This window comes from Vibrio sp. J502, from assembly GCF_025397955.1.
Classification (GTDB): domain Bacteria; phylum Pseudomonadota; class Gammaproteobacteria; order Enterobacterales; family Vibrionaceae; genus Vibrio; species Vibrio anguillarum.
The window spans coordinates 2296464-2319288 of sequence record NZ_CP104554.1 but is presented as its reverse complement, the minus strand read 5'-3'; the positions used below and the strand labels follow the sequence as shown (position 1 = coordinate 2319288).

The window sequence follows — 22825 nt, the reverse complement described above, 5'->3', positions numbered from 1 at the left end:
TAAGCCCTTAGGGTAAACAACATCGCAACAAGCTTAATCAACGAATCTGATAAGGAGCAAATCAATGGCAAATGGTGCATTAGTAGGAGATATCGGATCCGATCATGATGGTTTTCCTCCGACGCCGATCACCGCTGGGTCACCGACGGTAAAAATTGATGGCAAAGCAGTGGCAAGGCAGGGCGACCCGCTAGAGCCTCATGATAAACCGAAAAACCCAAGCCACCCACGTGCAATTAAAGGCGGCTCGGGTAGCGTTATGATTGATGGCAAGCCCGCCGCGCGAGTCGGCGATGCTGTTGACTGCGGTGGCGTAATTATTGGTGGCTCATCGGTCAATATTGGTTAAGGTTGTAACCCATTTAAGGTGTAAAGCGGCGCTTCAAATCTTGATTGCCGCTTTATTATTTTAAGCGCAGCAGCTTTAGCAAAAGTGAGCCAGCGTTATCCCTCTTTATGAAAAGAAATTCTACGGCCAGAAACGGAGCGAACAATGATCCGCCATATCTTATTGATCAAATTCAAACCACAAGCTCAGCCTGCCGACATTCAACAGCTCAAGTCGCTGTTTGAAGCCATGCCAGAGAAAATCGAGGGGGTCGCTGCCGTTGAGTGGGGCGTGAACGACAGCCCAGAAGGCAAAAACCAAGGTTATACTCACAGCGTTTTAATGACATTTAGCGATGAGCAAGGGCGCCAAAATTACCTACCTCATCCAGAGCATAACGTGCTAAAGGATGTCTTTCGTCCTTTGCTCGAAGAGATCATCGTTTTCGATTATTCGATTTAGTCACAAGCCAATAATCCTAGAGGCGCTTACCCTATGTTGGGTAGGATGGACTCTAGATTCTTTAGCTTGTTTAGCTTGAGTGTTAGCTAAGGGGCTATTCTTTTCGCCATGATGTACCACCAGAACAGTCGATATTTAGCCGCTGGTACATTCGATGGTACATTAAATCATTGATGTCACAAGAGACTATGAATGCTGAATAATTTGGTACGTATTGATTTAATTGGCTTTGTAGGTTTTGACGGATGTTATCGGAGAGAAAGTGGTGGCCCCTCCCAGACTTGAACTGGGGACCAATCGATTATGAGTCGACTGCTCTAACCACTGAGCTAAGGGGCCAAATTAGGTGTGTGATTATAGGGGATGGAGTTATGAGTGTCTACCCGCAAAATAGGGTAAATGCGCTTAGTTTTTATCCACTTAAACTATGAGATACAAAAAAGGTGAGCTTGTGCTCACCTTTTAGATTGGATAGGTTGCGATTACTCGTCTAGGAAGCTGCGCAATGTTTCAGAGCGGCTTGGGTGACGCAGTTTACGCAGTGCTTTCGCTTCAATTTGGCGGATACGCTCACGCGTTACGTCAAACTGCTTACCAACTTCTTCTAGCGTGTGGTCGGTATTCATGTCAATACCGAAACGCATACGCAGTACTTTCGCTTCGCGAGGAGTTAGGCCAGCAAGAACGTCACGAGTCGCTGCTCTTAGGCTGGTGGCCGTAGCAGAATCAAGTGGTAGTTCAAGGGTTGTATCCTCGATAAAGTCACCAAGATGCGAATCTTCGTCGTCACCGATAGGTGTCTCCATAGAGATTGGCTCTTTAGCAATTTTCAGTACTTTACGAATTTTATCTTCTGGCATTTGCATGCGTTCTGCCAATTCTTCTGGCAGAGGCTCGCGGCCCATCTCTTGTAGCATCTGACGTGAGATTCGATTCAGTTTGTTGATCGTTTCGATCATGTGTACTGGAATACGAATAGTACGTGCTTGGTCTGCAATTGAACGTGTGATAGCTTGGCGAATCCACCAAGTGGCGTAAGTTGAGAACTTATAACCACGGCGGTATTCAAACTTATCTACCGCTTTCATCAGGCCGATATTACCTTCTTGGATAAGATCCAAGAACTGCAGGCCACGGTTGGTGTATTTCTTCGCGATAGAAATAACCAGACGCAAGTTTGCTTCAACCATCTCTTTTTTCGCTCGACGAGCTTTCGCTTCACCGATAGACATGCGACGGCTGATGTCTTTAATGTTCTGCACATTCAAAGACGTTTCTTCTTCGATCATTTTCAATTTATGAATTGAACGACGAATGTCTTCTTCTTGTTGTCTGATTTTTTCTGCATAAGGCTTTTCTGAAGCGAGTACTTCATCTAACCATGCATCGCTTGATTCATTGCCAGTGAATAAGGCAATGAATGATTTCTTAGGCATTTTACCGTATTCGACCGCAGCTCTCATGATCAGACGTTCTTGAGTACGAACACGATCCATAGAGGTGCGAAGCTTGTTGACTAGGTAGTCAAATTGCTTTGGCGTGAGTCGGAATTCACGGAAAATATCCAACATCAACTCGGTGGCTTGGGCGGCTTTATTACTGTCATAGCCATGCTCATTTTTCGCGAGTTGAAGATTTTGATACTTGTTGCGTAGTTCGGTGAATTTTTCTAGCGCAAGCTCAGGGTCGATTCCTGCATCTTCTTCAGAGTCAGTATCTTCGCTGTCGTCATCGTCGTCATCATCAAGATCGTCTTCATCAGCAAGGTCAGCGCTAGCAAGCTCTGAACCGATATGGGTCGCTGTTGGGGCGTTCGTTGCATCTGAGTCAGGATCAACAAAACCTGAGATCAGGTCTGTTAAACGAAGTTCTTCAGCAAGAACTTTGTCAAATTGCTCTAAGATGTATGGAATGGTGCCTGGATATTCAGCCACTGCGCGTTGAACTTGGTTAATACCATCTTCAATACGCTTAGCGATATCAATTTCACCTTCGCGAGTCAGCAGTTCTACGGTACCCATTTCGCGCATATACATGCGCACAGGGTCGGTAGTACGACCAATTTCGCTTTCTACACTGGATAATGCAGCGGCTGCAGCTTCGGCAGCATCCTCATCGGTGATTGCGTTGTCATCATTTAGAGCAAGATCATCGGCATCAGGGGCAGTTTCTACCACCTTAATGCCCATGTCATTGATCATCTGAATGATATCTTCTACCTGCTCGGAATCTACGATTTCTGCTGGTAGGTGGTCATTTACTTCGGCGTAGGTCAGATAGCCTTGCTCTTTGCCTTTAATGACAAGTAGTTTTAGCTGTGACTGCGGATTTTGATCCATAGACGGTATCCAACTTCATATCTGGTGAAGGAATTAGTATGCGAAATGCAAACCACATATACTAACAAATTTATTCATTGCTGACTATTTAAACTGGGTTACGCTTTCAAGTCTTTCATTAAGTCTTGAAGCTCCCGTCTCTCTTCGGCTGATAAACCGACGCTTCTTTCTTTTGCCTGCAGGTTTTCAATTTGCTTTTCGATGCATTGAGCCAATATTTTGTCCAATGAATCTAAAAATAGTTCTTCTTGGTTGTCTTCAACAAGTGGAATTTCCCAACTTGCGAGGCGAGACAGAAGGGTCTCGTTTTTATTACCGCGCCAGTGTTCAAGCAATTGGCCTGTAGTAATATTGGGGTACGCTTGACAATTCTCAAGTACCTCAATTAATAAACTTAAACCGGGTATGGGCAAGGATTGAACGCTGGAAATATCAGGCACCATTTCAGCATAGCTTGGATTTTGAATAAGCAAAGCGATCACTTCACGCATCGGTGTGCGTTTGAGCTCTTTGTGTGGCTGTGAGCGGTGTTTGTCTGATTCTGGCAGTGATGGCTTTTTATAAATCCCAGTTTTTTGCCCTAATATTTTGAGCAATTGCGCTTGTAGAGATGTGTCTGGCACTTTATTAATCAGTGGTAATGCCAGCGCCTCAAGCGCTGCTTTCCCTTCGTTATTACCGACATCAACTTGTGACAGTAGGTTGGTAAATAGGTATTTGGATAAGGGTTCAGCATCTTGCACTAACTGTTCAAAGGCCGCTTTTCCATGGGTTCTGATGTAGCTATCTGGGTCTTCACCATCAGGTAAAAACAGAAATTTAAGAATATTGCCACTTTTGAGATAACTCAACGCATTTTCCAGTGCGCGCCACGCCGCTTCTCGTCCTGCTCGGTCACCATCATAGCAACAGACCACCGTATTGGTTTGGCGAAAAAGCAGTTGCAGGTGATCGCCAGTAGTTGAGGTTCCTAGCGAAGCAACCGAGTAGTCCACTCCATATTGCGCCAGAGCCACCACATCCATATAACCTTCAACAACTAATATTTGCGGGGGTTCACGATAGGCTTGCATGACATCGTATAGGCCATACAGCTCTTTACCTTTATGGAAAATGGGGGTTTCTGGGGAGTTCAGGTATTTTGGCGTTCCATCACCCGTAACGCGTCCACCAAAGCCGATCACTCGTCCGCGGCGGTCGCGAATGGGAAACATAATACGTCCACGAAAACGATCGTAGCGGTTGCCTTTGTCATTTTCGATCAACATGCCGCCAGTGACGAGCATCTCTTGGCTTTCTTGTTGCTGACCGAAGTTTTTGCGCACTAAATCCCATTCGTCAGCGATATAGCCAATACCAAATTTCTGCACGATTTCGCCAGAAAGACCGCGATCTTTTAGGTACTCGATGGCATGACGATTACCCGGAACTTTGAGTTGGTTGCGGTAAAACTGCGCAATGCTGCCCATTAAGTCATAAAGGGTGCGTTTTTCTTCACTATTGGCTTTAGGGGCTGATGAGAAATGGCCACTAGAGCGTTGCTCTCGGGGAACTTCTAGCCCCACAAAAGAAGCCAATTCTTCGATGGCCTCGACGAATTCAAGGCGTTCATATTCCATCATGAAGTCGATGGCGTTGCCATGCACGCCACAACCAAAGCAGTGATAGAACTGTTTTTCTTGGCTTACACTAAATGAGGGCGTTTTTTCATTATGAAATGGGCAGCAAGCACCGTAGTTCTTACCTTTTTTCTTAAGTTTCACACGTGCGTCTATGATGTCGACAATATCAAGTCGAGCAAGGAGATCATCAATAAAACTGCGAGGGATGTGTCCTGCCATAAAACCTAAAAGAAAAGATTAAAACGAATGATTAGATACAAACAAGCCGTGCGCTCCAGAGGATAGCACGGCTTGATGCAATTTGATGCGGGCATTTAAGCGAGTTTAGTTCGAACTAATCCGCTGACTTTACCCATATCTGCACGCCCTTGAATTTGCGGTTTCAAGACAGCCATCACTTTCCCCATGTCTTGCATGCCAGCAGCAGCGGACTGGGTGATCGCATCATCAATTAATGCGCTCACTTCATCATCGCTCAACGGCTGAGGCATAAATGCCTCAAGGATAGTGATTTCTGCTTGCTCTGCATCTGCGAGATCTTGACGATTGGCAGCTTCATATTGAGCGACAGAGTCGCGACGCTGTTTAACCATTTTTACCATCACAGCAAGAATATCGTCGTCGTTCAGAGTGATCTGCTCGTCGACTTCTCGTTGTTTGATCGCGGATAAGGCTAAACGAATAGTGCCAAGGCGTACTTTATCCTTGGCTTTCATCGCCAATTTTTGCTCTTCTTTGAGGATATCAATTAGAGCCATAACTCTCGTTCCTTAATGGAAAAAGGTTATTAGTACAGGCGAACGCGACGTGCGTTTTCGCGAGCTAGCTTCTTAGCGTGACGCTTTTGAGCTGCTGCTTTAGCGCGTTTGCGAACGGTAGTTGGTTTTTCATAGTGCTCACGACGACGCACTTCAGAAAGGATACCTGCTTTTTCGCAAGAGCGCTTGAAACGACGTAATGCAACATCGAACGGTTCGTTTTCACGTACTTTAACTATTGGCATATGCCTTTCACCTCAGGGGTTATTCGTTAACGCTGATATTTTGAGGCTTAAACCACAAGATTTCTTGTCTGTTTGCTCGGTTATCAGCTTGATCAAAAATGGTGCGGAATTTTAATCCGATCGCAATAGCTTTGTAAAGCACTTTGTCGATTATAGTCTGTACAAAATTTGTTTACGGAGCCAAGGCGGGGTAACATGGCGGCCATTTCCAATTGTTGATGAAAGCGTGCTGAGAAAATTATGCGCATTATTGGTATTGAAACCTCGTGTGACGAGACTGGCATCGCCATTTATGACGAAGAGAAAGGCTTACTTTCTCATCAATTGTACAGCCAAGTAAAACTGCACGCCGATTACGGCGGTGTGGTGCCGGAGCTTGCTTCTAGAGACCATGTTAAAAAGACCATTCCACTGATAAAAGCAGCGATGGCTGAAGCGAATTTGACGCCAGCGGATATTGATGGCGTGGCTTACACCGCAGGTCCTGGTTTAGTGGGTGCGCTGCTTGTTGGCGCGACGATTGGCCGTAGTTTGGCTTATGCGTGGAATGTGCCAGCGGTGCCTGTTCACCATATGGAAGGGCACCTTTTAGCTCCGATGCTTGAAGATAATCCGCCTCCGTTTCCGTTTGTGGCCGTACTGGTTTCCGGTGGTCATTCCATGATGGTAGAGGTGAAAGGGATTGGTGAATATAAGATCCTCGGAGAGTCTATTGATGACGCGGCCGGTGAGGCGTTTGATAAAACCGCGAAGCTGATGGGGCTTGATTATCCCGGGGGGCCATTGTTGGCTCGTTTGGCTGAAAAAGGAACGCCAGGGCGTTTTAAGTTTCCGCGTCCGATGACGGATCGACCAGGGTTAGACATGAGTTTCTCTGGTTTAAAAACATTTACAGCCAATACGATTGCAGCTAATGAGAATGATGATCAGACTCGAGCGGATATTGCGTATGCCTTTCAAGAGGCGGTGTGTGGCACTTTAGTGATTAAGTGCAAGCGAGCCCTTGAGCAAACTGGCATGAAACGTATTGTTATTGCCGGTGGCGTGAGTGCCAATAAGCAGTTACGCGCAGAGCTTGGCGCACTGGCGAAAAAAATTGGTGGCGAAGTGTATTACCCACGTACTGAGTTTTGTACCGACAACGGTGCAATGATTGCTTATGCGGGTATGCAGCGTTTAAAAAATGGTGAAACAGTCGATTTAGCGGTGCAGGCAACACCTCGCTGGCCGATTGATCAACTTAAACCCATTATTTAGCGGGTGTCGCAACGGTCTCTTTTTAGAGGCCGTTTTGTTCTTTGGTACTTCCGTTTCTGTGGCGTTCTGTATTGATTTTAATTAGCCATTGCTTACATTCTGCTCTGAGCTGTTATCGCTCATATCAATGCTACAATGCCAACCTACTTTACTAATATTGGATTCACAATGAAGACATTTGTTATTGATGATTGCCAGATGCGTTATTTGGATCAAGGACAAGGTGAAGTGCTTGTTTTCGGTCACAGCTATCTGTGGGATAGCGCAATGTGGGCACCTCAGGTGGAAGCGTTGAGTCAACACTACCGCTGTATCGTGCCTGATTTATGGGCGCATGGTCAGTCAGATTTCGCACCGTCATCCATGAACACACTAAAAGATTATGCTCAGCATATTTTGGCTTTGATGGACCACTTATCGATTGAGCAGTTTTCTATCATTGGTCTTTCTGTAGGTGGAATGTGGGGGGCTGAGTTAGCCGTTCTTGCGCCTGCGCGCGTGAAATCATTAGTGATGATGGATACCTTTGTTGGTCTAGAGCCTGAAGTCAGCCATGCAAAATATTTTGCCATGCTCGATGCGATTGCGGCGATGCAGCAAGTGCCATCACCGATTGTTGATGCAGTTGTACCGATGTTTTTTGCAAAAGATGGCGAGCAGAAATCTCCGGCATTAGTGGCTGGATTCAAGCAACATTTATCGGCGCTTACTGGTCAACAAGCGGTGGAAGTGGCTCGGTTGGGGAAAATGATCTTCGGTCGTCGTGACATGATTGAAGAGGTGGAGCAATTGAGGTTGCCAGTGTTGATTGCAGCTGGCGCTGAAGATATGCCTCGTCCGCCTCTTGAGGCTTACTTAATGAATGATGCCATTCACGGCAGTGAGTTAGAGGTTATTGCTAATGCTGGACATATCAGTAACTTAGAGCAACCTGAATACGTTACCGCTATGTTGACCCGTTTCTTGAAAAAAGCGCTTAGCTAGTCTTCCCTTATTAGCGGGTCATGCTTAATCAAAAAAGGCTTCGTAAGAGGCCTTTTACTTATTCGTCATTGACGTTATTTGCAAGCGGGTTTATCCATCATCCAAGCTAGCTCAAGAACCAAGCGTTTTTTTCTCACCCACTTTCGGCTCTGTGCCAGCCAATAACCGTTTAATATTTTGGTGATGACGAAACACGATAAGGCAGCACAGCATTGCTACCGGTAAGGTATATTGCGGTTTGATCAACCAAGTGTAGAACGGAGCGAGCAGCACGGTAACCAAAGCCGCTAAGGATGAATAGCGAAATAAAAATGCAACGCTGACCCAAGTCAATATGATAAGTGCGGTGAGATCTAAACCGATCGGTGCGATTGCTCCCAGTGCTGTTGCAACACCTTTTCCGCCTTTAAAATGAAAGAAAATAGGATACATATGGCCAAGGCAAGCGGCGATGGCGACTAGGCCCAATAGAATGGGGTCAATCCCCAAATAGTAGCTGCCCCATACTGGAATAGTACCTTTGAGCATGTCACACAGCAGTACCGCGATGGCGGCTTTTTTTCCACCAATGCGTAATACGTTAGTTGCACCGGGGTTATTTGAGCCCATATTGCGAGGATCGGGCAGGCGTAATAAACGGCAGATCAACACCGCACTTGAGATCGAACCCAGTAAATAGGCAGAAATGATCATTATCAGTGCGAGTGGTGTCATAAGTACCTCTGCAGTGGAAATGCCCTAAAGCAAGTTCACAAGCCATTGTTAACCATGATGAAAAGTAAAAAAATGTTTTGGATTTCGCATCTCGACTCAGTTTGGGTATATGATATCGCGATTAGGCAAAATAGTACGATTTTTTACGTAATTAGGGTATCCGACCTCTAGAGGAAGAGACGCAAAAATGGACAAAGTCTTTATTGAACAGCTGACGGTAATTACGACCATTGGCGTGTATGATTGGGAACAAGAGATTAAGCAGAAGTTGGTGCTCGACATCGAAATGGCGCACGACAATCAACCCGCAGGTAAAAGTGATGATGTGAGCGATGCATTAGACTACGCACAAGTGAGTCAAGCGGTGATCGCACATATTGAAAATGGTCGCTTTTTATTGGTAGAGCGTGTTGCAGAAGAAGTAGCAGAGCTTCTGATGCAGCGTTTTTCCGTTCCTTGGGTTAAAATTCGCTTAGCAAAGCCCGGCGCGGTAGCACAGGCATCCAGTGTTGGCGTTATTATTGAGCGAGGCGATGCATGACTACGGTCTATGTTGGCGTCGGTTCTAATATTGAAAGACGCAAACATATCGAAGTGGCCATCGAGGAATTGTCGACCATCGGAAATCATCTACAGATCTCGACCATTTACGAATGTGCATCGGTTGGGTTCAATAGTGCGGCCTTTTATAATTTAGTCGTTGTGCTGGAAACAAGGCTTTCGTTGAGTGATTTCGTGGCGCAACTTCGAGCGATTGAATCTCGATGGGGGCGCGACCCGCAGGCGAAAAAATTTCAAGATCGCACCTTAGATCTCGATATCATCTTGTTTGGTGAAGACATTTCAGCGCAAGATCCTGAACTGCCACGCAGTGATATCTTTAAATATCCATTTGTCATACAACCACTTTACGATTTGTCACCGGAACGAATCGTTCCCAATGATGGTCGTAGTGTGCGTCAAATATGGCAACAGGCGATCAACTTAGAATCGCTCACCCCTGTCAAACTTTGGTTCGACATTAATTAATAAGAGTCAGTAATGAGTTATTTAGAAGCGTTTTTTTTGGCTTTGATTCAAGGCTTAACCGAATTTTTACCTATCTCCAGCTCCGCCCATTTAATTTTGCCTTCAGCCATTTTAGGCTGGGAAGATCAAGGTCTTGCCTTTGATGTGGCGGTGCATGTCGGCACATTAGCTGCCGTGGTTATCTATTTTAGGAAAGAAGTCGTGACTTTACTGCGCGCTTTTTTTGCCTCGATTTTTAAAGGCGAGCGCAGTAAAGAATCGAAACTGGCATGGATGATCGTACTAGCAACCATTCCTGCCTGTATTTTCGGCTTTTTTATGAAAGATATTGTTGAACTCTACCTACGCAGTGCTTGGGTGATAGCAACCACCACTATTATTTTTGGTCTATTACTGTGGTATGTCGATAAAAACGCTCCATTAGCGGATGATGAATACCAAGCCGATTGGAAAAAATCGCTGATGATTGGTTTGGCACAAGCGGTTGCGGTTATCCCCGGTACCTCTCGCTCAGGAGCGACCATCACTGCGGCGTTGTATCTTGGTTTTACTCGTGAAGCGGCCGCGCGTTTTTCTTTCTTGATGTCGATTCCTATCATTGTTTTGGCGGGTGGCTATTTAGGGTTAAAGCTGGTGACCAGTGGCGAACCTGTGCATTTTGGTTTCTTAATGACGGGTATCCTGACCTCCTTTATCAGTGCTTATATTTGTATCCATTTCTTCTTAAAACTGATTTCTAAAATGGGTATGACTCCGTTTGTCATTTACCGTTTAATTCTGGGTGGCGGCTTATTTGCGTTCCTAATGATGAGTTAAATAAAGGCTTGTGGTATAAATAGCCATCATTTTCGTGCTGTGTTAGAGCGTCACTTTTTTTAAACAGCACGCTTTGTTTATCGTTTACGTTCTCTTTCATAGTGAACGTTTTGAATGGTTATAGATGTGATGCGACTTTTTGCGGTGACATTGGCGTTATTATTCGGTTTATTACAGTACGATTTGTGGCTCGGTAAAAATGGCATTGCTGATTATCGAACCATTGTCGATGAAATTGACGTGCAGCAACAAGTAAACGAAAACCTAACGCTACGAAATTCGGAAATGTTCGTCGAAATTGATGATTTACGACAAGGATTGGACGCGATTGAAGAGCGAGCGCGTCATGAATTAGGAATGATAAAAGAAGGTGAAACTTTCTATCGATTGGTCGGTGAGGATAGTCAATAAATGCCGCACAGTACGCTTTCTCTTACCGCGATTGTACCGGCTGCTGGTGTTGGCAGCCGAATGCAAGCGGATCGTCCGAAACAGTATTTAACCATACACAACAAAACCGTTCTCGAACACACAATAGCGACGCTGCTCGCGCACCCTAATATTGATCGCGTTGTTGTCGCCGTCAGTGACGATGATCCTTACTATTTTGCTCTGCCATTAGCCACTAACCCCAATGTTATTCGTGTCAGCGGTGGTCAAGAGCGAGCCGACTCGGTGCTCTCGGCGCTGCAATATGTTTTAGCTAATTCCCTAGGTGAATGGGTTCTCGTGCATGATGCAGCGCGGCCTTGTCTTACTTTTGCAGATATTGACCGATTGATTACGACGGCTAAAGAGCATCCAGTAGGTGCGATTTTAGCTGCACCTGTTCGAGACACAATGAAGCGTGCTGATGGCGAAAACAACATTGATCATACCGTTGATCGCGTCGCATTATGGCATGCACTCACCCCCCAGATGTTTAGAGCCAAGCCGCTTTTTGAGGCTTTGTCGGACGCGTTAGATCAGCAAGTCATCATCACCGATGAAGCATCCGCAATGGAGTGGCAAGGGTTACATCCAGCGTTGGTCGCTGGGCGAGCGGATAATCTCAAAATTACGCAACCCGAAGATCTCGCTTTAGCTGAGTTTTATTTAGGTCGTACTTCCTCACTAGCCGCAATAGGAAATAACCATGATTAGAATTGGCCACGGTTTTGATGTTCATAAATTTGGCGGTGAAGGCCCAGTCATCATTGGGGGAATTGCCGTTCCTTATGAGCAAGGCTTAATTGCTCATTCCGATGGTGATGTCGCCTTGCATGCTTTAAGTGATGCGCTGCTTGGCGCGATTGCCGCAGGTGATATTGGCCGCCATTTCCCCGATACCGATGATAAATGGAAAGGGGCAGATAGCCGTGAATTATTGAAAGATGTCTATCGCCGTGTGAAAGCGCAAGGCTACCGTTTAGGAAATGCCGACGTCACCATTATCGCGCAAGCGCCGAAGATGGCGCCGTATATTGAAGCGATGTGCGCTGCTATTGCGCAAGATCTTGAAACGACGCTAGATAATATTAACGTCAAAGCAACCACAACCGAGCGCCTTGGTTTCACTGGGCGCAAAGAAGGTATTGCTTGCGAAGCGGTTGTCTTATTGATCAAATGTACTACAGATTAAATGCACGGTTGATCAAAGCATAATATCGCCTCAATAAAACGACCCAAATTGAAGAGGTAATGGTAATTCACTTACCTCTCCTTCTATGTAAAAACACGTTATTGATGGACTACCGCCAACGAATGGCACGCTCAGTAACGCGCAATAGCGGCTCATGCGTCGCTGTTTTTATTATTACCGCCAACTCGCGTCAGCGACGGATGAAAACATGTCAGATATATTATCTTCATTGGCTTACCTTTGTGGTAAACCAGCCGCTAAAGCCAAAATAAAAGCCAAGCCAGAGCACTTTAAAGTGATTGAAGACTTAGGATTCGAACTGTCAGGAAGTGGCGAACATTTAATGGTTCATATTCGTAAAACTGGTGAGAATACCAGTTTTGTGGTCAATGAATTGGCCAAAGCATGCGGTGTGAAATCAAAAGATGTGAGTTGGGCTGGTCTGAAAGATCGTCATGCGGTTACGCAGCAGTGGCTCAGTGTACATTTACCAAAAGGTGAGACGCCAGATTTTACAGAGTTTTTGGCTCAATATCCGAGCATCGAAATTCTGGAAATTACGCGTCACAATAAAAAGTTGCGCCCCGGTGATTTAGTTGGCAATCATTTTGAAATCACGCTTTCTGAAGTCACCGACACCGCCGAAGTAGTGACGCGATTAGAGCACATTGCCACTCACGGTGTGCCTAATTATTTTGGTAGCCAACGTTTTGGCAATCACGGCAATAACCTCAGTGAAGCGCGTCGCTGGGGAAAAGAGAACGTGCGTTCACGTAACCAAAATCAGCGCAGTTTGTATCTCTCGGCGGCCCGTTCGTGGATTTTCAACCAAATTGTCTCTGCCCGTATCGAGCAAGATAAGTTACATCAACTTATCGAAGGAGATATCGCACTTGAGGGAGAGAAAACGACCTTAGTCACCTTGGCGAATCTTACCGATCTCAATAACAAACTGGCATTGAATGAAGTGCAAATAAGTGCTGCTTTGGCGGGCGATAACGCACTACCGACGCAAGGCGAGGCTTTAGATTTAGAACAAGTTCACCTTGATGCTGAACCTGACTTGATGGCACTGATCCGCAGTAATCGTATGCGTCATGAGCGCCGGGCGCTGATGCTTAAGCCGCAGAATCTTTCTTGGACAGTTGAACAAGACAATGTGACGTTACGTTTTGATTTAGATGCAGGAAGTTTTGCTACCTCAGTCATTCGCGAATTGGTTGAAGAGATAGCGGTTGAACGCGAGTTCTAAGGAAAAAACTCGATGAAGATTTTATTAAGCAATGATGATGGTGTATACGCGCAAGGTTTAAATACCCTAGCACGCGCGCTGGCGGATCTCGCCGAGATCGTGATTGTCGCGCCGGATCGTAATCGGTCAGGAGCCTCCAATTCGCTGACATTAGAGCAGCCGCTTCGTGTGGATCTCATTGCACCCAATACCTATTCAGTGCAAGGCACACCAACCGATTGTGTGCATTTTGCACTCAATGAACTGCTCAAAGATGATCTGCCTGATTTGGTGCTGACAGGCATCAATCATGGTGCGAATTTGGGCGATGACGTGCTCTATTCGGGCACGGTTGCGGCGGCGATGGAAGGGCACTTTCTTGGGGTGCAAGCGATCGCGTTTTCACTGGTCGGGACGGCTAATTTTACTACGGCAGCGCAGATAGCGCGCCAGTTGGTCGAACAGCATCTCAATGCCCCGATCCCAACCAATCGATTATTGAATGTGAACGTACCAGATCGTCCATTTGAGGAGTTAGCGGGTATTCAAGTGACGCGTTTAGGTGCTCGCCATCACGCAGAAAGTATGATTAAGCAGAAAGATCCTCGTGGGCATGATATTTATTGGTTAGGTCCTCCGGGTAAAGAGCAAGATGCAGGGCAAGGGACTGATTTCTATGCGATTGAGCATGGCTATGTCTCCTTGACGCCGTTGCAGGTTGATCTCACGGCTCATGAGTCACTGCCAAGTATGGATAACTGGTTGAAGGAAAAAGGGTAATGGCCAATCCACATGCCGACAGATTAATTGAATTTCTGATCGCGAATGGTATCCAAGATCAAACCGTTTTGGATGCCATTCATTGTTTGCCAAGAGAAAGCTTTGTTTCTCAGGCGATGATGCATCAAGCCTATGACAACAATGCCTTGCCGATAGGCCAAGGACAAACGATTTCACAACCTTACATTGTGGCAAAAATGACGCAGCTTTTAGAACTTGAGCCGCAGAGTAAGGTCTTAGAAATTGGCACAGGATCGGGTTATCAAACCGCTGTGCTTGCCCAGTTGGTTGAGCACGTGTATTCGATTGAACGGATCAAGTCATTACAGTGGGACGCGAAGCGTCGTTTAAAGCAACTTGATATTTATAACGTCTCCACTAAGCATGGTGATGGCTGGTTGGGCTGGGATGCTAAAGCTCCTTTTGATGCGATCATTGTTACGGCGGCGGCCGAATTTGTCCCAAATGCGCTGCTTGATCAGCTTGCGGAAGGTGGCCGTTTAGTGATCCCTGTCGGCAGTAGTGAGCAACAGTTATTGAAAATAGTTCGCCAAGGCGATGATTTTATTTCTAACACCATTGAGATGGTGCGTTTTGTTCCTTTAGTTGCCGGTGATTTAGCTTAGTGATGATGAGTAACCTAAGAAACAGAGTAATAATGGTGCTAATTAGTAGCGTCCTTATCGGATGTGCTGCTCATACTCCTGCACCCGTTTCTGGGCTCAATAAAGACTATAATGCCATTCCTCGTGGTAGTTATCGCGGCAGTTTTTACGAAGTGCAAAAAGGCGATACGCTCTATTTTATATCTTATGTCACAGATAAAAATGTAAACGACTTGATCCGTTTCAATAATTTAAAAAAACCTTACACCATTCATCCTGGTCAAAAACTCAAATTATGGATCCCCAATTACACGCCTCCTGCTTACGGTGGTAATGGTGTAACAGAAGTCATTGTGGCTGCAACCCCTTCGAGCACAATGGCTGGCTTAGTTTCCCCCCCAATGGTTGTAGACGGAGTGAGTAAAAACTCTAATCAAAATAGTGGATCTAATGCCGCAAGTTCTTCGACCAAAGTCGCAAAAAAAGATCCTCCTAAGGTAGTTGAACAATCGAAATCAAAAGAGTATGTTGATTCAAAAGGTAAGCAAAATGTTAATGCTAATGTAACCTTTGCTAAACCAAAAGATGATAAAGTTTCAAAATGGTTATGGCCGACACAAGGGAGAATAATTAAAAACTTTTCAGCAGGCGATCAAGGAAATAAAGGGATCGATATCGCAGGACAGCGTGGTCAATCCATTTTATCAACTGCTGCAGGAACCGTTGTCTATTCGGGAAATGCATTAAGAGGTTATGGCAATCTTGTGATTGTTAAACATAATGATAACTACCTCAGTGCTTATGCTCATAACGATCGGTTACTGGTAAAAGAAGGACAAAGTGTTAAAGCTGGCCAAAAAATAGCAACCATGGGCAGCTCAGGAACCAGCAGTGTTCGTTTACACTTTGAAATTCGTTATCAAGGTAAGTCGGTGAATCCAAAACGCTACTTACCGTAAACATACTTGAAAGAGTCATGTAGCGACATTAGAAAGTAGTAATGTCTTGCTAGCTCGCCAGGGGGAGGCGCTATGAGTATCAGCAATGCAGTAACGAAAGTCGAAGAGTTTGAAGACCAAGAGATCATGGATTCGATTGAGGTTGATGAAGAACTCACCACCACTAAAAGCCAAAGCGATGACGATGTTCAAATCGAAGATGCCAAAGAAGGATTTGATGCGTCAACAAAAAGCTTAGATGCAACACAGATGTATCTTAGCGAGATTGGTTTTTCTCCATTATTAACAGCTCAAGAAGAAGTACTTTATGCTCGTCGTTCACTGAGAGGCGATGAAGCTGCTCGTAAACGCATGATCGAAAGTAACTTACGTTTGGTCGTTAAAATTTCTCGCCGTTATGGTAATCGTGGCTTAGCTTTACTCGATCTAATTGAAGAGGGTAATTTAGGCTTGATTCGTGCGGTAGAAAAATTTGATCCAGAACGTGGCTTTAGATTCTCAACCTATGCTACTTGGTGGATCCGTCAAACCATTGAACGTGCATTAATGAACCAAACGCGCACTATCCGTTTGCCAATTCACGTCGTTAAAGAGTTGAATATCTACCTTCGCACGGCTCGCGAGCTATCGCAGAAGTTAGATCATGAACCTACCGCAGAAGAAATTGCGTTCCAACTGGATAAGCCAGTAGAAGATGTCAGTAAAATGCTGCGTCTGAACGAGCGTATCAGTTCTGTTGATACACCGATTGGCGGCGATGGTGATAAAGCACTACTCGATATCATCCCAGATGCGAACAACTCTGATCCTGAAATTTCTACGCAAGATGATGATATCCGTGAATCACTACTGAATTGGTTAGATGAACTAAACCCAAAACAAAAAGAGGTACTTGCACGCCGTTTTGGGCTATTAGGTTATGAACCGTCCACCTTAGAAGAGGTAGGCCGCGAAATTAACTTAACCCGTGAACGAGTTCGTCAAATTCAAGTGGAAGGCCTACGTCGTTTGAGAGAGATCTTGGTTAAACAAGGCTTGAACATGGAAGCGCTGTTTAATGTTGAATACGACTAAAGGTTGGTTCAACAAGACCTTGATTCATAGAACCATTGATTTATAAAACCGTTGATTTATAAAACTATTGCATAAAAGCACAAAAGGCACCGACTTAAAATCGATGCCTTTTTTATTTTTAATATCAGATTGTTATATTAGCTTCTTCAAGCGATAAAGCGCTTCTAACGCTTGGCGAGGCGTTAGATCGTCAGGATCAATAGCTGCTAATGCCTGTTCGACTTCGCTTGGGTCTGGGATCAAACTGAGTTGATTAGCAATATCTACGGTTGAGCTTTTGCTGCCATTGGGCTGCTGTTGGCTCAATAACTCGAGCTGCGACAGTTTAGCGCGCGCGTTTTTGATCACTGTTTTAGGCACGCCAGCAAGACCTGCCACTGCTAGGCCGTAAGATTTACTTGCCGCCCCTTCTTGAACCGCATGCATAAAGGCAATGCTATCGCCATGTTCCACGGCATCTAAATGCACGTTGGCTAAGTGAGGTAACTGGTTTGGCAGCTCGGTCAGTTCAAAATAATGAGTGGCAAATAGCGTTAGCGCGCCAATTTGGCTTGCGAGCCATTGTGCACTTGCCCAAGCCAGTGATAACCCATCATAGGTACTGGTGCCGCGGCCAATTTCATCCATCAATACCAAGCTATTTTGTGTCGCATTATGCAAAATGTTGGCAGTTTCGGTCATTTCAACCATGAAAGTAGAGCGACCAGAGGCGAGATCGTCCGATGCACCAATGCGGGTGAAGATGCGGTCAATCGAACCGATGTGTGCTGCTTCTGCTGGCACATAGCAACCGATATGCGCTAATAAAGTAATCAATGCAGTTTGGCGCATGTAGGTCGATTTACCGCCCATGTTAGGCCCGGTAATGATCAACATTTTTCGTTGCGGATTGAGCTCAATTGGGTTGGCAATGAAGGGTTCATTCATCACTTGCTCAACGACAGGGTGACGGCCCGCTTGGATATGGATCGCTGGCTCTTTACTCAAGGTCGGGCGACAGTAATCTAAGCTTTCAGCGCGCTCGGCAAGGTTTTGCAACACATCGAGCTGCGATAGCGAAGATGCAAGGTTTTGCATCTGCTCTAAATGAGGCAACAATAAGTCAAATAACTCTTCCCAAAGCAGCTTTTCCACTGCCAGTGCTTTTGATTTCGAGTTGAGCACTTTATCTTCATGCGCTTTTAGCTCGGCAATAATATAACGCTCGGCATTTTTCAGCGTTTGGCGGCGCACATAGTGGGGAGGAACAAGGTGACTCTGGCCACGGCTGACTTGAATGTAGAAACCGTGAATCGCATTGTAGCCGACTTTTAGCGTATCAATGCCGTGACGTTCGCGCTCTTCAGCTTCTAATTTATTCAAGTATTCGGTTGCGCCGTTGGCTAAATCACGCCATTCATCCAGTTCGGCGCTGTAGCCATCGGCAATCACGCCACCATCACGAATCACAACTGGTGGGTTGTCTTTGATCGCTCGCTCAAGCAGTGTGCACAGCTCATCCAATGGCTGTACATGATGAGTTAACTGAACTAAGTGGGGTTGCGATAAGGGTTGCAGTATTTCACTGAGCTGCGGCAATTGCTGCATCGCATGTCGCAGGCGTGCTAAGTCTCTTGGGCGAGCGGAACGCAATGCCAAACGAGCAAGAATACGTTCAATATCGCCAATCTGTTTCAGCACAGGTTGTAATTCACTAAACAGAGCAAGCTGTTTCAACTCGCCGATCGCATCAAGGCGTAGATTCAGCGTATCAATACAGCGCATCGGTTGGTGTAACCAGCGTTTGAGCATGCGGCTGCCCATTGGGGTGGCGCAGTGATCGAGCACTTCCGCTAAGGTGTTATCAAAGCCACCGGACAAGTTCTGCGTGATCTCTAAATTACGGCGCGTGGCGGCATCTAAGATCACCGAGTGATCTTGGCGATCAAACGTCAGCGAACGAATATGAGGCAGTGCAGTGCGCTGCGTATCTTTCACGTATTGAATCAAGCAGCCAGCGGCGCATAAGCCCAGTTTAGCCTGTTCTACGCCAAAACCGACCAAATCACGCGTACCAAATTGTTGGTTCAACTGCTGTTTTGCTGTCTCTAACTCAAATTCCCAAATAGGGCGGCGACGGTTTCCTTTGCGATTGCCCATTAAAGTGACTGGCGTGAAATCTTCAGGGAAGAGCAGTTCGCGCGGTGCGGTGCGTTGCAGTTCGGTGGCCATCGCCTCTTCGGTTTCTGGCTCACTCAGTTGGAAGCGCCCTGAAGTGATGTCTAAGGTTGCGTAGCCAAAGCGACCATCGTGGTGGTAGATGGCAGCAATTAAGTTATCGACTCGCTCAGAGAGCAAGGCTTCATCCGTGACCGTGCCGGGCGTGACAATCCGCACCACTTTACGTTCAACGGGGCCTTTGCTGGTGGCAGGATCGCCAATTTGTTCACAAATCGCGACGGATTCGCCCTGCTGTACCAATTTCGCTAAGTAACCTTCCACGGCGTGATAGGGAACGCCCGCCATTGGAATAGGCTCACCCGCAGAAGCACCGCGTTTGGTTAGTGATATTTCCAGCAATTGCGATGCGCGTTTAGCGTCATCGTAAAACAGCTCGTAGAAATCGCCCATCCGATAAAAGAGCAGAATATCGGGGTTTTCGGCTTTCAATTGCAGATATTGCCGCATCATCGGGGTGTGCTGTGGTGAAGACTCGGCGGAAGATGCGCTGGATTTGCTCATGTTATTCGTCACTCGATTATCAATGGCTGACTGTGAAAATGACCACTGTACAGGAATGTCAGCGGCCTTAGCTCTGACATGAGTTAAAAAGAATCGTCAGAACATGCATTTAAATAGTTGGAGAGGATAACAAACTTCGCTATTGCTGAGCAATCAAGGGATGCTGATGTGGAAGCAAAGCCAAGGGCTAAAGAGTGATGAGCGCGTCAGCACTGATTAGCCCGTTGGGTTGGATATTTGATCTAAGAAAAAAGACCGGATGAGAGATAACGATCGCCTCGATCGCAAATGATGGCGACAACCACCGCTCCGGGATTTTGTTGCGCGATTTGTAACGCAGCGAAAACGGCGCCTCCAGAGCTGACGCCAGCGCAAATACCTTCTTGGGTTGCCAAAGCACGAGCCGTATTGATGGCATCTTGCTCTTCGATATCGAGTACCACATCAACACGTGATGATTCAAAAATGCCGGGTAAATAAGCTTGAGGCCAGCGGCGAATGCCCGGAATTGCACTGCCTTCTGCTGGTTGTAAACCGACAATGCTTATCTCTGGATTTTTCGTTTTTAGATAGCGAGAAGTGCCCATGATGGTGCCCGTTGTGCCCATACTTGAGACAAAGTGGGTGATTTCCCCGTGGCTTTGTTGCCAAATTTCTGGGCCAGTTGAATCAAAATGAGCTTGCGGGTTGTCGGGGTTATTGAATTGATCGAGTACTTTTCCTTTGCCTTCACTTTGCATTTTTAATGCTAAATCGCGCGCTCCTTCCATGCCTTGTTGTTTGCTGACTAAAATGAGCTCACAACCATACGCTTTCATCGCGTCTTTACGCTCTTGGGTGGCATTATCTGGCATGATTAAAATCATTTTGTAGCCTTTGATGGCGGCCGCCATTGCCAGCGCAATACCCGTGTTGCCGCTGGTCGCTTCAATGATGGTATCGCCCGGTTGGAGCTCTTGGCGACGCTCTGCTTGCACTATCATATTGAGTGCTGGGCGATCTTTGACTGAACCTGCTGGGTTATTGCCTTCTAGCTTGACCAATACGGTGCTTGAGGTGTGAGCCGCCAGTCGCTGCAAGCGAACTAAAGGCGTTTGCCCGACATATGCTTCAATCGTTGGAAAGTCCGCCATCATGTTGTCCTTAATTTTTTTAGTCGGAAGAGTAAGATGACGTATCCACCTTACCGAACACTACTATAAAGTCGTGCTGGTAATTGGCATACAATTTATTGCTAGAGTTTATTCCAAAAAGTTCTAGTTATCCTCTTTGTTATAATTCATTTTCCTCATACTCTAATTGCCAAGGACGCCATTTTGGCCGTAGTGATTAGGGAGTAGCAATATATGAAGTTCATCAAGTCAGCCTTAGCCAGCTTATTAGCCGTAGGATCGTTGAATGTTTCGGCCGCGGATCAAACCATTCTCAACTCATCGTACGACATCGCTCGCGAGCTGTTTGCTTCTTATAACCCAGTGTTTGAAAAACACTGGCAACAAAAGACAGGCCAAACAGTGGAGATCAAACAGTCGCACGGTGGGTCATCTGCGCAAGCTCGCTCAATTTTGCAGGGGTTAGCCGCCGATGTAGTGACATTCAATCAGGTAACGGATGTTCAGGTGCTGCACGATCGCGGCAAGCTTATCGATGCTAATTGGCAAGAAAAATTGCCCAATGCAAGCTCACCTTACTATTCCACGACCGCATTTTTAGTGCGCAAGGGGAATCCAAAAAATATTCAAGATTGGGGCGATCTCGCTAAAGCTGATGTGGCTTCTGTATTCCCCAATCCTAAAACTTCAGGCAATGCACGTTATACCTATTTGGCCGCGGTCGGTTATGCACAAAAGACTTTTGGCAAAGAGAACCAAGCCGAACAGGATCAATTCCTCAAACAATTTTTAGCCAATGTCGCGGTATTTGATACTGGTGGCCGTGGTGCGACTACTTCGTTTGTTGAACGTGGCATTGGCGATGTGCTGATTACGTTTGAATCTGAAGTGAACAATATTCGTCAGCAGTATGGCGTGGATGAATATCAAGTAGTGGTGCCTAAGACCTCTATCTTGGCCGAGTTTCCCGTGGCCGTGGTGGAAAAAAATGCCAAGCGTAAAGGCACGCTTGAGGTAGCCAAAGAATATCTCGCTTATCTGTACAGTGAAGAAGCGCAACGTTTACTGGCTGGGTTTAACTACCGCGTTCATGATGAGAAAGTGAACGCAGAATTTGCTGATCGCTTCCCTGAAGTTGAATTGCTAACAGTTGAGAGCATTGCTGGCGGGTGGGAAAGTGCCATGAAACTTCATTTTGCCAATGGCGCGAAGCTTGACCAACTTCAACGTCGTTAATTCGTCATCGCCACCTGCGCTGAGTGTGGGTGGTTTTCTTACGCATCCGTTTTGTTTCGAGGGTTTATGAGCAATTCCTTCACCGCTTCTTTATCTCGCCCACGCCATAAAAGGGTGCTACCCGGATTTGGTATTAGCCTCGGTACTTCGCTGTTTTTTGTCAGCTTAGTGCTGCTATTGCCCGCCAGTGGTTTGATTATGCAGACGAGCCAAATGTCGCTCACCGAGTATTGGCAGGTGGTGGCGGACCCTCGTGTACTGGCCAGTTACAAAGTAACGGTGGGCGCGGCACTCATCGCCTCATTGTTTAATGGCTTGCTAGGATTATTACTCGCTTGGGTACTGGTTCGTTATGATTTTTATGGCAAACGTATTCTTGATGCTTTAGTCGATTTACCGTTTGCTTTGCCTACCGCCGTTGCAGGCATCACGTTGGCGACGCTTTACTCATCCAATGGCTGGGTGGGCAGCGTACTTGGCGAGCTTGGAATTAAAGTGGCTTATACCCCCTTGGGGATTGTTGTCGCGATGGCGTTTACCAGTATTCCGTTTGTGGTGCGCACGGTACAACCCGTCTTGGAGGAGATCTCCAAAGAAGAGGAAGAAGCGGGAATGACGTTAGGCGCATCAGACAGCGCCGTATTTTGGAAAGTGATCATGCCTTCGATTCGTCCAGCACTATTGGTTGGTATTGCACTCTCATTTACGCGTAGCTTGGGCGAGTTTGGTGCAGTGATTTTCATTGCGGGCAATATGCCTTACGTCAGTGAAATTACCTCATTAATGATTTTTGTACGCTTACAAGAATTTGATTTTCCGGCGGCGAGTGCCATTGCCTCGGTAGTATTGATGGCATCGTTATCGCTGCTACTACTGATCAATCTATGGCAAGGCGCATACCTGCGTCGAATTCATGGACGTTAAGGAACCGA

Annotated in this window: 24 protein-coding genes and 1 tRNA gene; 17 read left to right on the top strand and 8 right to left on the bottom strand. The window is 46.1% G+C overall.

Annotated features, from left to right (window positions below; genetic code table 11):
* The first annotated feature begins 64 nt into the window (after positions 1-64).
* Positions 65-349: a type VI secretion system PAAR protein gene (locus N5E84_RS10665; RefSeq protein WP_010318209.1), complete on the top strand. Its 285-nt coding sequence runs from the start codon at positions 65-67 to the stop codon at positions 347-349.
* Between the two features lie 144 nt (positions 350-493).
* Positions 494-790 (top strand): Dabb family protein, encoded by a 297-nt coding sequence (locus N5E84_RS10660; RefSeq protein WP_019281915.1) that lies wholly within the window; start codon positions 494-496, stop codon positions 788-790.
* 263 nt (positions 791-1053) lie between these two features.
* Here the strand turns inward: N5E84_RS10660 and N5E84_RS10655 are convergent.
* From N5E84_RS10655 to rpsU, 5 genes are all read right to left on the bottom strand, one after another.
* Positions 1054-1129 (bottom strand) — tRNA-Ile (locus tag N5E84_RS10655).
* A 143-nt stretch (positions 1130-1272) separates the two neighbouring features.
* On the bottom strand, positions 1273-3129 hold the full coding sequence (rpoD, locus tag N5E84_RS10650; RefSeq protein WP_013857727.1) for an RNA polymerase sigma factor RpoD: 1857 nt from the start codon (positions 3127-3129) through the stop codon (positions 1273-1275).
* A gap of 98 nt (positions 3130-3227) precedes the next feature.
* A complete protein-coding gene (gene dnaG, locus N5E84_RS10645; RefSeq protein ID WP_013857726.1) occupies positions 3228-4970 on the bottom strand; it encodes a DNA primase in 1743 nt (580 codons plus the stop codon).
* Between the two features lie 95 nt (positions 4971-5065).
* The gene (locus N5E84_RS10640) at positions 5066-5509 is read right to left on the bottom strand and encodes a GatB/YqeY domain-containing protein (RefSeq protein ID WP_010318215.1); all 444 of its coding nucleotides are present in this window, start codon (positions 5507-5509) and stop codon (positions 5066-5068) included.
* 29 nt (positions 5510-5538) lie between these two features.
* Positions 5539-5754, bottom strand: coding sequence for a 30S ribosomal protein S21 (gene rpsU, locus N5E84_RS10635; protein WP_004396009.1), 216 nt, complete (start codon positions 5752-5754; stop codon positions 5539-5541).
* Positions 5755-5994: 240 nt separating this feature from the next.
* Here rpsU and tsaD point away from each other — a divergent pair, with 240 nt between their 5' ends.
* Together tsaD and N5E84_RS10625 are read left to right on the top strand one after the other, a co-directional pair.
* A complete protein-coding gene (tsaD, locus tag N5E84_RS10630) occupies positions 5995-7011 on the top strand; it encodes a tRNA (adenosine(37)-N6)-threonylcarbamoyltransferase complex transferase subunit TsaD (protein ID WP_017046706.1) in 1017 nt (338 codons plus the stop codon).
* Positions 7012-7146: 135 nt separating this feature from the next.
* Complete coding sequence (locus tag N5E84_RS10625; protein WP_013857724.1) at positions 7147-7995, top strand: alpha/beta fold hydrolase; 849 nt, start codon at positions 7147-7149, stop codon at positions 7993-7995.
* 111 nt (positions 7996-8106) lie between these two features.
* Here the strand turns inward: N5E84_RS10625 and plsY are convergent, their stop codons facing one another.
* Complete coding sequence (plsY, locus tag N5E84_RS10620; protein ID WP_017047525.1) at positions 8107-8709, bottom strand: glycerol-3-phosphate 1-O-acyltransferase PlsY; 603 nt, start codon at positions 8707-8709, stop codon at positions 8107-8109.
* 187 nt (positions 8710-8896) lie between these two features.
* On the opposite strand from plsY, the gene folB reads away from it, so the two are divergent.
* The 11 genes from folB to rpoS all read left to right on the top strand — a co-directional run bounded on the left by folB (position 8897) and on the right by rpoS (position 16824).
* Positions 8897-9250, top strand: coding sequence for a bifunctional dihydroneopterin aldolase/7,8-dihydroneopterin epimerase (folB, locus tag N5E84_RS10615; RefSeq protein ID WP_013857722.1), 354 nt, complete (start codon positions 8897-8899; stop codon positions 9248-9250).
* Positions 9247-9738, top strand: coding sequence for a 2-amino-4-hydroxy-6-hydroxymethyldihydropteridine diphosphokinase (folK, locus tag N5E84_RS10610; RefSeq protein WP_019281914.1), 492 nt, complete (start codon positions 9247-9249; stop codon positions 9736-9738). Before folB ends, folK begins: the two co-directional genes overlap by 4 nt.
* A 12-nt stretch (positions 9739-9750) precedes the next feature.
* Positions 9751-10554, top strand: coding sequence for an undecaprenyl-diphosphate phosphatase (locus N5E84_RS10605; protein ID WP_017046711.1), 804 nt, complete (start codon positions 9751-9753; stop codon positions 10552-10554).
* A gap of 129 nt (positions 10555-10683) precedes the next feature.
* Entirely contained in the window at positions 10684-10965 is a 282-nt protein-coding gene (gene ftsB, locus N5E84_RS10600) for a cell division protein FtsB (RefSeq protein ID WP_026027578.1), read from the top strand.
* On the top strand, positions 10966-11697 hold the full coding sequence (ispD, locus tag N5E84_RS10595) for a 2-C-methyl-D-erythritol 4-phosphate cytidylyltransferase (protein ID WP_010320457.1): 732 nt from the start codon (positions 10966-10968) through the stop codon (positions 11695-11697).
* The gene (ispF, locus tag N5E84_RS10590; protein ID WP_013857718.1) at positions 11690-12175 is read left to right on the top strand and encodes a 2-C-methyl-D-erythritol 2,4-cyclodiphosphate synthase; all 486 of its coding nucleotides are present in this window, start codon (positions 11690-11692) and stop codon (positions 12173-12175) included. The genes ispD and ispF overlap by 8 nt, the downstream gene beginning before the upstream one ends.
* Before the next feature lie 154 nt (positions 12176-12329).
* Entirely contained in the window at positions 12330-13427 is a 1098-nt protein-coding gene (truD, locus tag N5E84_RS10585; protein ID WP_019281913.1) for a tRNA pseudouridine(13) synthase TruD, read from the top strand.
* 12 nt (positions 13428-13439) lie between these two features.
* Positions 13440-14186 carry a 5'/3'-nucleotidase SurE gene (surE, locus tag N5E84_RS10580; RefSeq protein WP_010320454.1) on the top strand — a complete coding sequence of 249 codons (747 nt, stop codon included), beginning with the start codon at positions 13440-13442 and terminating at the stop codon, positions 14184-14186.
* Positions 14186-14812 (top strand): protein-L-isoaspartate(D-aspartate) O-methyltransferase, encoded by a 627-nt coding sequence (locus N5E84_RS10575; protein WP_013857716.1) that lies wholly within the window; start codon positions 14186-14188, stop codon positions 14810-14812. Before surE ends, N5E84_RS10575 begins: the two co-directional genes overlap by 1 nt.
* A gap of 5 nt (positions 14813-14817) precedes the next feature.
* Positions 14818-15750: a murein hydrolase activator NlpD gene (gene nlpD / locus N5E84_RS10570; RefSeq protein ID WP_041769244.1), complete on the top strand. Its 933-nt coding sequence runs from the start codon at positions 14818-14820 to the stop codon at positions 15748-15750.
* A 72-nt stretch (positions 15751-15822) separates the two neighbouring features.
* Complete coding sequence (gene rpoS, locus N5E84_RS10565) at positions 15823-16824, top strand: RNA polymerase sigma factor RpoS (RefSeq protein WP_017047531.1); 1002 nt, start codon at positions 15823-15825, stop codon at positions 16822-16824.
* A 132-nt stretch (positions 16825-16956) separates the two neighbouring features.
* Here rpoS and mutS read toward each other — a convergent pair whose 3' ends face one another.
* Both mutS and cysM read right to left on the bottom strand, forming a co-directional pair.
* The gene (gene mutS, locus N5E84_RS10560) at positions 16957-19545 is read right to left on the bottom strand and encodes a DNA mismatch repair protein MutS (protein ID WP_029388151.1); all 2589 of its coding nucleotides are present in this window, start codon (positions 19543-19545) and stop codon (positions 16957-16959) included.
* 242 nt (positions 19546-19787) lie between these two features.
* Positions 19788-20678: a cysteine synthase CysM gene (gene cysM, locus N5E84_RS10555; protein ID WP_029388150.1), complete on the bottom strand. Its 891-nt coding sequence runs from the start codon at positions 20676-20678 to the stop codon at positions 19788-19790.
* Between the two features lie 213 nt (positions 20679-20891).
* Here cysM and cysP point away from each other — a divergent pair, with 213 nt between their 5' ends.
* Positions 20892-21893 (top strand): thiosulfate ABC transporter substrate-binding protein CysP, encoded by a 1002-nt coding sequence (gene cysP, locus N5E84_RS10550; protein ID WP_019281910.1) that lies wholly within the window; start codon positions 20892-20894, stop codon positions 21891-21893.
* A gap of 66 nt (positions 21894-21959) precedes the next feature.
* Entirely contained in the window at positions 21960-22817 is an 858-nt protein-coding gene (cysT, locus tag N5E84_RS10545) for a sulfate/thiosulfate ABC transporter permease CysT (RefSeq protein WP_029388149.1), read from the top strand.
* The last annotated feature ends 8 nt before the right edge of the window (positions 22818-22825 follow it).

What these genes read in the sequence shown, in the direction of transcription:
- N5E84_RS10625 (WP_013857724.1), top strand. Translation starts at nt 7,147, where the DNA reads ATGCCAACCTACTTTACTAATATTGGATTCACAATGAAGACATTTGTT.
- N5E84_RS10605 (WP_017046711.1), top strand. Translation starts at nt 9,751, where the DNA reads ATGAGTTATTTAGAAGCGTTTTTTTTGGCTTTGATTCAAGGCTTAACC.
- ftsB (WP_026027578.1), top strand. Translation starts at nt 10,684, where the DNA reads ATGCGACTTTTTGCGGTGACATTGGCGTTATTATTCGGTTTATTACAG.
- ispF (WP_013857718.1), top strand. Translation starts at nt 11,690, where the DNA reads ATGATTAGAATTGGCCACGGTTTTGATGTTCATAAATTTGGCGGTGAA.
- plsY (WP_017047525.1), bottom strand. Translation starts at nt 8,709, where the DNA reads ATGACACCACTCGCACTGATAATGATCATTTCTGCCTATTTACTGGGT.
- folK (WP_019281914.1), top strand. Translation starts at nt 9,247, where the DNA reads ATGACTACGGTCTATGTTGGCGTCGGTTCTAATATTGAAAGACGCAAA.
- cysM (WP_029388150.1), bottom strand. Translation starts at nt 20,678, where the DNA reads ATGGCGGACTTTCCAACGATTGAAGCATATGTCGGGCAAACGCCTTTA.
- rpoS (WP_017047531.1), top strand. Translation starts at nt 15,823, where the DNA reads ATGAGTATCAGCAATGCAGTAACGAAAGTCGAAGAGTTTGAAGACCAA.
- folB (WP_013857722.1), top strand. Translation starts at nt 8,897, where the DNA reads ATGGACAAAGTCTTTATTGAACAGCTGACGGTAATTACGACCATTGGC.
- tsaD (WP_017046706.1), top strand. Translation starts at nt 5,995, where the DNA reads ATGCGCATTATTGGTATTGAAACCTCGTGTGACGAGACTGGCATCGCC.
- cysT (WP_029388149.1), top strand. Translation starts at nt 21,960, where the DNA reads ATGAGCAATTCCTTCACCGCTTCTTTATCTCGCCCACGCCATAAAAGG.
- nlpD (WP_041769244.1), top strand. Translation starts at nt 14,818, where the DNA reads ATGAGTAACCTAAGAAACAGAGTAATAATGGTGCTAATTAGTAGCGTC.
- dnaG (WP_013857726.1), bottom strand. Translation starts at nt 4,970, where the DNA reads ATGGCAGGACACATCCCTCGCAGTTTTATTGATGATCTCCTTGCTCGA.
- N5E84_RS10665 (WP_010318209.1), top strand. Translation starts at nt 65, where the DNA reads ATGGCAAATGGTGCATTAGTAGGAGATATCGGATCCGATCATGATGGT.
- mutS (WP_029388151.1), bottom strand. Translation starts at nt 19,545, where the DNA reads ATGAGCAAATCCAGCGCATCTTCCGCCGAGTCTTCACCACAGCACACC.
- N5E84_RS10640 (WP_010318215.1), bottom strand. Translation starts at nt 5,509, where the DNA reads ATGGCTCTAATTGATATCCTCAAAGAAGAGCAAAAATTGGCGATGAAA.
- truD (WP_019281913.1), top strand. Translation starts at nt 12,330, where the DNA reads ATGCGTCGCTGTTTTTATTATTACCGCCAACTCGCGTCAGCGACGGAT.
- cysP (WP_019281910.1), top strand. Translation starts at nt 20,892, where the DNA reads ATGAAGTTCATCAAGTCAGCCTTAGCCAGCTTATTAGCCGTAGGATCG.
- ispD (WP_010320457.1), top strand. Translation starts at nt 10,966, where the DNA reads ATGCCGCACAGTACGCTTTCTCTTACCGCGATTGTACCGGCTGCTGGT.
- surE (WP_010320454.1), top strand. Translation starts at nt 13,440, where the DNA reads ATGAAGATTTTATTAAGCAATGATGATGGTGTATACGCGCAAGGTTTA.
- rpsU (WP_004396009.1), bottom strand. Translation starts at nt 5,754, where the DNA reads ATGCCAATAGTTAAAGTACGTGAAAACGAACCGTTCGATGTTGCATTA.
- N5E84_RS10660 (WP_019281915.1), top strand. Translation starts at nt 494, where the DNA reads ATGATCCGCCATATCTTATTGATCAAATTCAAACCACAAGCTCAGCCT.
- N5E84_RS10575 (WP_013857716.1), top strand. Translation starts at nt 14,186, where the DNA reads ATGGCCAATCCACATGCCGACAGATTAATTGAATTTCTGATCGCGAAT.
- rpoD (WP_013857727.1), bottom strand. Translation starts at nt 3,129, where the DNA reads ATGGATCAAAATCCGCAGTCACAGCTAAAACTACTTGTCATTAAAGGC.